At 72.5% G+C, this 10,749-nt stretch carries 11 protein-coding genes; 5 read left to right on the top strand and 6 right to left on the bottom strand.

The window, feature by feature from the left end; genetic code table 11:
* Positions 1-13 precede the first annotated feature (13 nt).
* The 5 genes from WMF45_RS24225 (at position 14) to WMF45_RS24205 (ending at position 3,171) form a co-directional block, all read left to right on the top strand.
* Positions 14-607 carry a hypothetical protein gene (locus tag WMF45_RS24225; RefSeq protein ID WP_437719202.1) on the top strand — a complete coding sequence of 198 codons (594 nt, stop codon included), beginning with the start codon at positions 14-16 and terminating at the stop codon, positions 605-607.
* 72 nt (positions 608-679) lie between these two features.
* A complete protein-coding gene (locus WMF45_RS24220; protein ID WP_012236968.1) occupies positions 680-913 on the top strand; it encodes a hypothetical protein in 234 nt (77 codons plus the stop codon).
* 277 nt (positions 914-1,190) lie between these two features.
* A complete protein-coding gene (locus WMF45_RS24215) occupies positions 1,191-1,385 on the top strand; it encodes a hypothetical protein (RefSeq protein WP_437719201.1) in 195 nt (64 codons plus the stop codon).
* Positions 1,386-1,659: 274 nt separating this feature from the next.
* Positions 1,660-2,364 (top strand): DUF2914 domain-containing protein, encoded by a 705-nt coding sequence (locus WMF45_RS24210; RefSeq protein WP_437719200.1) that lies wholly within the window; start codon positions 1,660-1,662, stop codon positions 2,362-2,364.
* Between the two features lie 18 nt (positions 2,365-2,382).
* Positions 2,383-3,171: a hypothetical protein gene (locus WMF45_RS24205; protein ID WP_437719577.1), complete on the top strand. Its 789-nt coding sequence runs from the start codon at positions 2,383-2,385 to the stop codon at positions 3,169-3,171.
* Between the two features lie 55 nt (positions 3,172-3,226).
* On the opposite strand, the gene WMF45_RS24200 is transcribed toward WMF45_RS24205, so the two are convergent.
* The 6 genes from WMF45_RS24200 to WMF45_RS24175 form a co-directional block, all read right to left on the bottom strand.
* On the bottom strand, positions 3,227-4,264 hold the full coding sequence (locus tag WMF45_RS24200) for a hypothetical protein (protein WP_437719199.1): 1,038 nt from the start codon (positions 4,262-4,264) through the stop codon (positions 3,227-3,229).
* Positions 4,264-5,295, bottom strand: a complete 1,032-nt coding sequence (locus WMF45_RS24195; RefSeq protein WP_437719198.1) for a hypothetical protein — start codon at positions 5,293-5,295, stop codon at positions 4,264-4,266. Before WMF45_RS24195 ends, WMF45_RS24200 begins: the two co-directional genes overlap by 1 nt.
* Entirely contained in the window at positions 5,292-6,719 is a 1,428-nt protein-coding gene (locus WMF45_RS24190; protein ID WP_437719197.1) for a serine/threonine-protein kinase, read from the bottom strand. Before WMF45_RS24190 ends, WMF45_RS24195 begins: the two co-directional genes overlap by 4 nt.
* Positions 6,720-6,942: 223 nt before the next feature.
* Positions 6,943-7,800 carry a 1-acyl-sn-glycerol-3-phosphate acyltransferase gene (locus WMF45_RS24185; RefSeq protein ID WP_437719196.1) on the bottom strand — a complete coding sequence of 286 codons (858 nt, stop codon included), beginning with the start codon at positions 7,798-7,800 and terminating at the stop codon, positions 6,943-6,945.
* Between the two features lie 238 nt (positions 7,801-8,038).
* Positions 8,039-8,920 carry a formylglycine-generating enzyme family protein gene (locus tag WMF45_RS24180; protein ID WP_437719195.1) on the bottom strand — a complete coding sequence of 294 codons (882 nt, stop codon included), beginning with the start codon at positions 8,918-8,920 and terminating at the stop codon, positions 8,039-8,041.
* A gap of 381 nt (positions 8,921-9,301) precedes the next feature.
* Complete coding sequence (locus WMF45_RS24175; RefSeq protein WP_437719194.1) at positions 9,302-10,747, bottom strand: hypothetical protein; 1,446 nt, start codon at positions 10,745-10,747, stop codon at positions 9,302-9,304.
* Positions 10,748-10,749 lie beyond the last annotated feature (2 nt).

Below are 10,749 nucleotides of genomic sequence, written 5' to 3'. Positions count from 1 at the left end.
TAGAACCGCCCCCATGCTCCCACGCCGGGTGTCGTTCGCTCGAGCGGCGATGATGGCGCTCGCGGTCTCGGCCTGCTCGAGGACCCCGGCGGAGCCGGAGCCGCCGCCGGCCGTCTCCAGCGCGCCATCCGCCGCGCGGCTCGCGTGGGACGTTCCGGGGAGCTGGGCTGCGCTCGACGTGCCGCGCGCCGGCCCGCGCAAGGCCCTCTACAAGGTGCCGAGGGCGGCGAACGACAAGGAGGACGCCGAGGTGCAGGTCCTCTCGTTCGGCCTGGGGAGCAAGGGAGACGTCGATGCGCGCTTCAACGAGTGGTTCGCGCAGTTCGATGGCGACGTCGGGGCGAAGGCCAGGCGCGCGTCGTTCGAGGTGCGTGGCATGCCGGTCGAGCTGGTCGAGGTGGCCGGCACGTACAAGATCGCGCTCGGGCCGCAGTCCGGCGCCCGCAAGCGATCGCCCGTGGAGATGGTGAAGGACGACTACCGGCTCGTCGGCGCGGCGGTGAGGACGCCGGATCGCGGAAACTGGTTCTTCAGGATCGTCGGGCCTGACGAGACCGTGCAGTCGGCGCGGTCGGCGTTCCGGAGCATGATCGAGTCCGCGCGGTGAGCGAGCGAGAGGCCCGGCGGCTGCGAGCACGGCGCTCGCGGCGCGCGCCGAGCACATGATACGTTGCGCGCCATGGACGACCGAAAGCGAGAGGCGCGCACGCCGGCCGAGATCTTCCGTGTCGAGGCGGAGGCCGAGGCGGAGCAGAGCCGGCTCTGCGAGGAGAGCAAGCACCAGCTCGCCAACCGCTGCCCGGAGTGCGGCAGCCTCGGTAGCATGGAACTTGTCGACGGGCTCATGCGCTGTATCGATTGCGACGAGGTTGTGGCCGCAACCCGCCAGCTGCCCGGCTTCGGCCGGCGCTGAATCCCTGTCGCGCCGCCGCGCGACCTCCCGCGGAAATCCCGATGAAATCCCGGTAGATCCCCGCTGAAACGAAAGCCGACGCCTGAGCCTCTGCCGGCAAGAACTCACCGCGCGTGGCGCTTTCCAGGTGATTTTCAGTCGGATTCGTGACTATTCTGCGAACATTGGCGTTCTCGCGCCCGGTTCAGTTTTCGCCCCAGACGCGGTGCACGGAAGTCCACACAGGTCAGCCAGCCGGGGCGTGAACAGCAGGACTGAAGTCTTGAAGGAGTTGGAGATGAAGCGGATCTCAGCGGAGAGCTCGGACCATCCGTCGCGGGAGACAAGCCAGGGATCCCGGGCGAAGACGGCACGAGGCGCGAGCGGGGGCCTGCTCATCCTGATGATCGAAGACAGCGCGATCACCAGCTTCGCCACGACGCCAGAGGGCGAGTCGACCGGCGGTCCGCGCCGGTCCCGTCCGAAGCACTGACCGGAGCGCCGCGAGGCGCCTTGCGGACGTGCGCTCCCACCGGAGCGCCGGCACATCGCGACGCGGTGCTGCCACACATCAGGGATCCCTGATGAGATCTCGGAATCTCGGGATGGCCGCGCCCCGGACCCCACGTCCAGCGTGCGGCGACGATCCCTCGTGAGCCTTGCGCGAGCCGCTGGGTCGCTCGCCGTCGGGTTGCCGTTTTTTCGCCCCCTCCGCTGAATCGTGGCACCTCGTCGGTGTGGACACGCGGGGAACGACACGGAAAACCATGGCCCTGGCGCTCGCCGCCGCCGTTCTCGGCGGGGCGGGGCTCGGTTGCAGCGATCCGAGCGAGGCGATCGCGCGGATCTCCCGGGAAGAGCTTCCCGCGCTGAGCCGCGCGGCGGAGGGGAGGCCAGGCGGCGGGTCCGAGGGGCAGGCGGGCGAGGCGCGATCGGACGCGGCGGTGCCGGTCCGGGCCGCCGCGAGCGGCGCTGCCGCGGACGAGGGCCGCAGCGACGCAGACCGCCTCGACGCGGCGGACGCGTCGCCCGCCCGCGGCCCGGGTCGGGAGCGGCGCCGCAGGTCGGGGTCGGCTGAGGCGCGCACCGCCGCGGGCGCGGCGCAGGGCGGCGTGGGAGAGGGCGCCGCTCGGGCGCCCGAGCTCCAGGTGATACGGCTCGTCGTCTCGAAGGGCATCGCCGGCCGCGAGCCGATCGAGCCGGCGAGCTCGTTCGCGAGCGCGGAGATCGACCGCCTCTACGCCTTCGTCGAGCTCTCGAACAAGGACCAGGCCACCTCGGAGATCAGCGTCGTCTTCACGCCGCCCGATGGCGGCCCGCCGTTGCGCATCCCCCTCGCGGTCGGCGCGCAGCGGCGCTTCCGTACGTGGGCTGCCACGCGGAAGGCGCGCGCGGCGGGGATCTGGTCGGTGACGGTCAGCGACGCGGTGGGCAAGGAGCTCGCGCGCGCCTCGTTCACGATCACGAAGTAGGAGGCGCTCGTGGCTCGCATGTTGTGCTCGCGCTCCTCCGCTCTCCAGGGCGCTCGCCGCGCCGCCCTCATCGCCCTCGCGTTCGCCGCGGGAGGCTGCGTCTCCCGGGCCGCGCCGGCGCCCGAGCCTGTCCGGACGCCACGCCCACCTGTCACCGCTCCCGTCCCCGGCGCGCGGGTAGGGTGGTTCGGCTTCTGGGTCCCCGACGGTCCCGCGGCCCGGGTGCTCTCGCTGCACGTCCAGGAGAGCGACGAGGACGAGCCCCCCGACGCCGAGCCGCCCGCGCGCGCTCCGGCGCCCGGCGCGACGCCGGCGGAGGCCGACGAGGAGCGCCGCTACGCCGTCCTGCCTGGCGTCGAGCTCGCGCCCGCCGTGGAGCAGAAGGTCGCGGAGATCGCGTCCGCCTACTTCCGGCGAACCGGAAAGGAGCTCGTGGTCACGAGCGGCACGCGGGATCCCGCGCGGCAGGCCGAGGCGATGCACGAGCTCTTCCGGCACGGCGCCGACGTCCTCGGCCTCTACAAGGACAAGACGGCGGCGCGCGAGATCAAGAGCGCCTACGAGGAGGGGCGCTCGGCCGAGCACCCGCCGGAGGCCATGATCGCCGCCCTCGAGCGGGTGATCCGCGCCCAGATCGATCGCGGCGTGTTCATCTCGGCGCACCTCCGGGAGGGCGCCGTCGACATCCGGAACCGGGACATGACACCCGCGGAGAAGCGCGCCTTCCTCGAGGGCGTCGACGAGGTCGGGGGCGTGTTCGCGCTCGAGGAGTCGCGGCCGCCCCACTACCACCTGCAGATCGACTGAGCCCAGGAGGGCCCAGCGGTCCGCGCGAGGCGGCCGCCAGGCTGGCGGCTGCGCGTCACTCGTCGTTGAAGCGGACGATCTGTCCCGAACCGGAGTTCGTCCAGTAGACGCCCGTCCCGTCCGCGGCGATGCCCGTCGGGCCCTCTTGATTCGCCGCGATCTCCTGCGGACCGCCGGCGCCGTCCTTGCGGAGCCGGTAGACGCTCTTTGCCTCCTGGACGGTGATGTAAAGGTAGTCCCCGTACGTCGCGATCCCGGCGGGAGCGCTCGGCAGCTCCTTGTCGAGGAGGAGCACTGCGGCGTCTCCGTCCGCTCCGCTCCGCGGAAGCCGCATGACGTTGTTCCCGTGGAGCCAGTAGAGGTTGGCCTCATCCAGCGCGAGCAGCCCCGGCGGTTCGAGCTCCGTGAAGAGCTCCTTCTCGGGGGCATCACCGCTGATATCGATGACCGAGAGCGTCTTGTTCTCGGGATCGGTCCAGTAGACGAGGGAGCCGTCGATCACGACGTAGCGCGGCTTGCCGCCCTCCGTCAGATTCGTCCGACTGCCACCTTGCTTGGACACCGAGGTGATGCGGTCGGCGTTCGGCCGGGCGCTGTAGACGTTGTCGGCGCTCAGCGCGATCGCGCTTGCGGCGCCGCAGCTACCCCACAGCATCTCCCCGCCAGCAGCGGGAATCGGTGCTGCTTTCGGTAGCTTCAACAGCTTGTCTCGGGTATCCCCCGTGTCGGGGTCGCAGTCGCCTTGGAAGGCGGCGTCGGTGCTCGACCAGTAGACGTGAGTCGCGTCCAGCGCGAGCGCGTCGGGCACCTCGTTGGAAGGCCCGAGCAGATCGATGACCGCCCAGTCATCCTTGATCTGCCTCCGGAGCGCGCCGCCCTTGAAGCTCCCCTGACTCCCGTCATTCCCCCTGTTGGTCCAGTAGATCGCCTCCTCGTCGAGCGCGATGGCGCGAGGGTCCGCCTGGTTTTCGGCGATCGTCATCAGCTGGATCACCTGGCGATCCTCGAGCCCCGCGATCTCCGCGCAGCCGTTGAGGCCCGGCGCGAGCGCGGCGAGGGCCAGCGTCATGGCAGAGCGCTTCGAGCTTCGCATCACCAGTGGCCTCCGAGCACCACGCGCCCCCCGTCCGAGGCGACGCTGGGCGCGACCCACACGCGCTCGCCCGTGGCAGCCTGCTCCGGCGAGCGAGGGGACATCAGCACCATCGCGACGCCGGCCCCGAGGCACACCAGCCCGGCGCCGAGCGCGATGTTGGAGACCATCGCGGTCGTCCGGGCGCTCTCGTTCGCCTCGACGTCCGCGCGGCTGCAGCGGAAGCTGCCGCTGCACCCCTCCTCGACATCCCCCGCTTTCTGTATCGTCAGCACCCCGAACACCGCCCCCACGCCGATCCCGGCGATCCCGACGCCGCCGGCGACGAAGCCGAGCGCGCGCATCGGGTTGCCGGTCGCCTCGGGCTTCGCGGCCGCCGGACGGGCAGGCGGCGGGGCAGGGGGAGCCGCCTTCGCCTCCTGAACGGCGACGTCCGCGAGCGGCGGGATGGTCACCCGCGTCGTGCTGGGCCCGAGGTCGAGCGTCACCCGCTGCGACCAGGGCTGCTTGCCCGGCGCCTTGGCCTCGATCGTCGCCGTGCCCGGATCCACGGGGATGCCCGAGCCCGTGGCCGCGGCGGCGCTCAGCTCCTTGCCGTTCAGCGTGATCGTCATCGCAGGAGCCGCCTGCGTCGCCTGCGCCGCGTCCAGGACGAGACGCGTCAGCTTGGCCTCCAGCTCGGACGCGCGCTTGGCCGCGAACTGCGCGCGATCCTGCTGCCCGGCGCTCGCCGCGAGCGAGGACGCCTCCGTGAACTCGGCCCATGCGCTGGCCGTCTTGCCCTCTTTCTCGTGGCAGACCGCCAGGTTCAGCAGCGTCCCGACCGTGGGATCCACGCGCTGGCTCTCTGCGAGCTTCGGGCAGGCCTCCTGGAGCTTGCCCTCGTCCATGAGCTTCTTGCCGTCCTGGAACAGCCCCTCGGCGAGCGCCTTGTCCGCCGCGGTCGGCTGCGCCAGGAGCGGTGAGGTCAGGCTGGTCCCACAGAGCAGCGCGAGCCATGCGCCCGCGTGTCGCGCTCGTAACGATCTCAATGGCGGCTCCTCAGCATCTCGTCTTCGCTCGTCGACCTCGGCGGTCTCTGCGCGTGGCCCGGCTTGAGCGGCGCTCCGGAGGCGGTCGCCTTCGGGCGCGCGTCGGCCGCGGCGCTGCCCGTGGGAGCCGCGCTCGGCGCAGGGACCGGCGGCGCCGCCGGGCTCGACGCCACGGTCGTGGCGCTGGCGGTCGCTGCCGGAGCGCCCGGCGCTGCAGCGGGGGACTCGGGCCCGAGCGCGTCGACCGCGGCGCGCTCGGGCGGAGGTGACACGGCGGCGCCCGGCGCCTGCGACGCCACGCGCACGCTCGCGACCAGCCACACGCCCGCCCCGGCCGCGCCGGTCAGCAACGCGGCCACGCCGGCGGCGACGAGCAGCCTGCGCCGCGAGCGGCGCCGGTTGCTCGTGTGCGACCACGACGCGCCGGACAGCCTGTCGCTGTCCTCGGCCGCCCTCGAGTTGAGCAGCGTCTGTCCGGCCGGCGACGCCGCGCCGATCGCGCTCTGGATGCGCGAGGTCGAGAGCTTCGCGAAGCTCGACCCGAGCGGATCGAGGGCCTGCGCGAGCTTGCCGACGTTGGCGTACCGCTCGCTCACGTCGCGCTCCAGGCAGCGCGAGACGATCCGCTCCAGCGTGGCCGGCGCGTCGCTGCGCTTGTCGCGGAGCCGCGGCACCGGCTGGTGCAGGATGTTCGCCATCACCGCGGCGACCGTCTCGCCCTGGAAGGGCGGCTCGCCCGTCACCAGCGTGTAGAGCAGCACACCGAACGACCAGACGTCGGCGCGCCCGTCGACGGTCCTCGGCGCCATCATCTGCTCGGGCGACATGTACCCGGGCGAGCCCATCACCTGCTTCGTCGACGTGAGCCCCGGCTCCGCGGGCGAGTCGAGGCCTTGCCCCTTCGAGATGCCGAAATCGAGGACCTTGATGTGCCGTGTGCCGTCCGCGTGCTCGGCGAGGAACAGATTCGAAGGCTTGATGTCCCGGTGGACGACGCCCGCCGCGTGGGCCTCGGCCACGGCCTCGAGCGCCTGCAGTACGTAGTCGACAGCGTCCTGGATGGACAGCGGACCGTGGGTATCGATGACCTGCTGGAGATCGAGCCCGGTCAAGAACTCCATCACCATGAAGGGCACGCCGGTCTCGGTGGTGCCGACGTCGAACACGCGCGCGACGTGCTCGCCCGACAGGCGCGCCGCCGTCCGCGCCTCCCGCAGGAAGCGCGTGACGGCCTCCTGGTTCGCGAGGGCGTCCTGGCGCAGGATCTTGATGGCGACCTTCTGGTCGAGATCCTCGTTGCGCGCCGCCAGCACGACGCCCATTCCGCCGATGGCCACGACCCGCTCGACGCGGTACTTGGCTGCGATGAGCTCTCCCGGCTGGGCCAGCGGTGCGAGGAGCTGCGCGGTGCGGTCGGGGGTCACGGCTGGCGTTCAAGCCTACATGAACGGACTCGGTTTTCCGAGCGCCGCGCGAGGCCCAGCGCCCTTTGTCGCGCGCCCGCTGGTTTTGGAGCGCCGCGCGCCGCCCGCTCGGGCCATGGGCGCGCTCCGGACGTCACCGCACGCCACCGCACCGCCATTCTCCTGCGGTCCGCCCGTCAACCGCGCGGCCCATCAACCGCGCGGCCATCAACCACGCGCCCCATCAACCCCGGGGGAAGAGACCGTGCCTGCCCGCCGCGCGGAGCTCGTCCAGCCCGGCCTCCATGCGCGCGACGATCCGCGCGAATGCGCGCTCGACCTCGTCCGGGTCGCTCGCGGCCTCTCTCGGGAGCCCGAGGTGCAGCGGGCGGAGCACCCTCGTATGGATCTTCACCGGCAGGGGCACATGGGGGATCGGGATGCCGACGATGAGCCCCCACGGCAACGCGAGGCCGAGCGGCGCGACGTTCGAGCGCGCGAGCTCGGGGAGGCGGAGCCACCTGGCCAGCCTGCTCCCATCCGTGGCGATGTAGAGGGATTGGTGCGCCCCAACGCTCACGATCGGCACGATCGGCACGCCCTCGCGGATGGCGAGCCGGACGAAGCCGCGGCGTCGGCCGAAGCGGATCGTGTACTGCGCCGAGGTGGGCTTGCACGCGTCGAGATCGCCGCCGGGGAAGACCAGGACCGCCGCGCCGCGGGCGAGCGCTCGCCGCGCGTTCTCCGGGCTCGCCGCGATGGCGCCGCAGGCGTTGAGCCAGGCGCCGGCCTTCGGGACGTTGAACGGGAGATCGTGCATCAGCCCGTAGGACAGCCGCGAGGGCCCATAAAGGCGCCAGAACGCCGTCATGTGGCAGTACATATCGGGCATTCCCGTCATCGCGTTGTGGTTGCTCACGGCGAGGAAGGGACCGTTGGGCAGCTGCTCTTCGAGCTCGGTCTCGCAGCGGAAATAGTCGTCGTAGAGGAAGCCGAGCAGCGGGAGCACCCGGGCGATGAACGCCGGGTCGCGCGCGTCGAGATCGTCCGGACGGGCGCGCCCGCGGCCCTTGAGCGCGAACGCCGCGATCGCGTCCTTCACGAGGTCAAGGCTGGGGCGAGGCTCTCTCGGTAAGGTCAGCACCGTTCACGGTGCCCTAGCGTGCGGCCGAACCGACGGGAAGCGGTTCGTTCAGGACGCCTGTCGCGAGGCCTCGGCGCGGGATCGCGTCCGTCACCCGCGCCGCGCCGCCCGCGGTCTCGCCGAACGCCCGCTGCGCGCCGCGCCCTCGAGCCGCGCGCGTGCCGGCCAGAGGGCCGGATCGTCGCTGCCGGCTCGCTCACTCGACGTCACGGCAGCACCGGAAGCCGGTCTCGTAGTAACGGAACCCGTCCCCGTGCGCCGGGTTCGTGGAGCCGCACCGCGGCTTCGCGCCGCCGAAGCAGCCGGACCAGTAACAGCCCTTGAGGACGTGAGGATACTCGTTGACGTGGTATCGGGTGCGCACCACCCACTCCTCGACGTTCCCCGTCATGTCGTGGACGCCGAACGCGCTCGCGCACCCCGGTCGCGTGCCGCTCGGCTCGGCCTGGTACAGCGCCTGGACCTCGGCCAGCGCCTCGTCGGAAGGCCAGGAGCCGAGCGCGCCCTCGTCGGGCGCTCTCCACGTCTTGTTGTCGTTGCAGCGCTCCGCTTCGTGGGTGTTCCCGTACGGATAGACGAACGCCTCGGGGCCCTGGCACGCCGTGTCCCACTCGTCCTCGGTGCAGAGGCGCTTTCCGCGCCCCTCGCACCAGGCGCGCGCCGAGACGGCGCTCTCCATGACGAGCGGCAGGGCGCCTTCCACGTTCGGCGCCTCGAAGCGATCGATGCAGTATCCCTCGACCTCCGCCATGTCGGGCGGGCAGGGCGCCGGGGGCGTCGTGTCGAGGGGGAAGTCCTGCTCGTTGGTTTCGCCGCTGCCTCCCCCGACGCCGCCTTCTCCGGGGCCCCCGCCGTCTCCCGCGCCGCTGCCTCCGCCCGATGTCACGGAGGCCGACGAGGCCGACGAGGCCGACGAGGCCGACGAGGCCGACGAGGCCGATGCCGTCGCCGCGCCCCCGCCGCCCGGGGCGTCGTCCATGGCGGCGCCGAGACCGCCGTCGCAGGCAGCGCTGAAGATCGCCACGAGCCCTAGCAGCGACGTGAGCCGAGCGGCGAGGGGGAGAGCTCCAGAGCGCATTGCGGGCTCCTCATCGAACAACGTGTCAGCGCGGCCGTCGCGCGTCGAGGGTGCGCCGCGCTTCCCGTGCTCCGCGCCGTTGTTCATCGCGTCAGAGCGTCCTCGACATCGACATTCGTCCTTCGCCTTCCTCCTTCATCGATCCTCGTGGCGCTCGGGCGGAGTCCACCCGCAGAGGGCGGCAACGCTCGACAGCGGTGCTCGGACGCGACAGCGCCGGGAAAAAGCAGTTCAACCGCTGAGCCGCGACCTGGGTACCTTGAACGCCGAGAAGAGAAAATTCCACGGCTTATTCGCCTCGTTGGTGCCGTACCGATCTCTCCTCCCGGGATTCGGGTTCTCGGTTCCGGGTTGCGGGACCCGGCGCGACCGAGCGATCCGCTAGAAGCGGAGCTTACATCGGAGGATCGCGCTCGGCGTGACACGCGCGGCGGTCAGACGGCTCGCGCGCGCGTCGACGCGGACCTGGACCGCCACCGAGCCCGCGAGCGCGCGGCCCACCAGGTCGCGCGCGAGCAGCCCCACGGCGCCGGTCAGGTGCGACATCGCGGCAGAGCCAGCCAGGAGCGAGCAGGGGATGGATCCGGATAGATCCATCGCGATCGCGGCGTCCGCGCCGTTGCGCTCGACGGTGCCCGTTCCTTTGAGCTTCAGCGCGCCGGCGGCGACCTCCACGCCGCTCAGCGCGACGCGCTGGCGGTCCGCAGAGAGGCTCGCGTCCGCCTTGACGGTCGTGGTGTTGCCGAAGAGGAGCCCGTCGAGCTCCCTGGGGTGGGGCAGGGTGAAGCCCTTCACCGTGAGCGCGATCGGCCCTTCGAGCGGCGCCTTGGACAGGGCGGTCCGGTCCGCCCCATCCGCGAGCCGCAGCTCGAGCGTTCCGGCGACGACCATCGTCGAGGCGCCGACGTCGACGCCGAGGAGCGCGCCCACGGCGGAGAGCGGCGTCGGCGCGAGCTCGATCGAGGCGCTCGGCGAGGGGCGCGGCCGGAGCTCGGCCCTGAGCGGCGCGGAGACGAGCTCCTCGCCGCCGAAGCCCAGGGAGATCGACGCTGCGCCGATGGACCAGGCGATGTCGGTGCGCGCGATCTCCTTGCCGGCGACGAGCACGCGAGCCTGCTTCAGGACGCCGATCTCCGGCCGCGGCGCGCCGGGCGGCGCGGCGGCGCCCTCGACCGGGGCGGCCGCGCGCCGCTCGAGGGCGCCGTCGGCCAGCGCGAGCACCTCCGGGCCGCCTTCGTGATCCCGGAGACCCAGGCGGACGCGGCCCGTGGTGAGCGGCAGCGCCGCCGCGCGCGGGCCGTACTGCGCGACCCACGCCGGTAGATCCTCCAGGGCGTCGGTCCCCACGAGGGTGAGCTCGACGCCTTCCGTCGCGATCCGGGCGGGCGAGAGCCCGCGCAGCTCGATGGTGGCGCGCGCCACCGTGCCCGAGATCCCGCGCACCCCGAGGAGAGAGAAGCGGCCGTCGCGCAGGCGGATCGAGCCGAGATCGACGTCGATCTTCCCGGGATCGAGCGCGACGCCGCGCGCGCGGGCCTCGGCGATGATGCGCCGGCGGAGCGCGGGAGGACCGAGCACGACGAGGGCGGCGACGGCGGCCGCGACGACGGCGACGACCACGAGCGCCGCGATCAGGGCGCGGCGGCGCCGCTTGCCGCGCGCGCCTCGCGGCGCGCCGTCGTTCTCGCCGGGGGCGAGCGGCGCGTCGTTCTCGCCAGGGGCGCGCTGCGCGCCGCCGCTCTCGCCGGTGGCGCGCGGAGCGACGAGCGGCACCTCCGCGTCGGTGTCGGGGGAAGAGGCAGAGGCGGGGCGAGGGGAGGGCGCCACGA

The organism is Sorangium sp. So ce448, from assembly GCF_051520915.1.
Lineage (GTDB): Bacteria > Myxococcota_A > Polyangia > Polyangiales > Polyangiaceae > Sorangium > Sorangium cellulosum_B.
This window is presented reverse-complemented; position numbering and strand designations above follow the sequence as displayed.

Excerpts from the sequence above, each read along its gene's own strand:
- WMF45_RS24215 (WP_437719201.1), top strand. The coding sequence starts at position 1,191 with ATGAAGCGGATCTCAGCGGAGAGCTCGGACCATCCGTCGCGGGAGACA.
- WMF45_RS24210 (WP_437719200.1), top strand. The coding sequence starts at position 1,660 with ATGGCCCTGGCGCTCGCCGCCGCCGTTCTCGGCGGGGCGGGGCTCGGT.
- WMF45_RS24205 (WP_437719577.1), top strand. The coding sequence starts at position 2,383 with ATGTTGTGCTCGCGCTCCTCCGCTCTCCAGGGCGCTCGCCGCGCCGCC.
- WMF45_RS24220 (WP_012236968.1), top strand. The coding sequence starts at position 680 with ATGGACGACCGAAAGCGAGAGGCGCGCACGCCGGCCGAGATCTTCCGT.
- WMF45_RS24180 (WP_437719195.1), bottom strand. The coding sequence starts at position 8,920 with ATGCGCTCTGGAGCTCTCCCCCTCGCCGCTCGGCTCACGTCGCTGCTA.
- WMF45_RS24200 (WP_437719199.1), bottom strand. The coding sequence starts at position 4,264 with ATGCGAAGCTCGAAGCGCTCTGCCATGACGCTGGCCCTCGCCGCGCTC.
- WMF45_RS24225 (WP_437719202.1), top strand. The coding sequence starts at position 14 with ATGCTCCCACGCCGGGTGTCGTTCGCTCGAGCGGCGATGATGGCGCTC.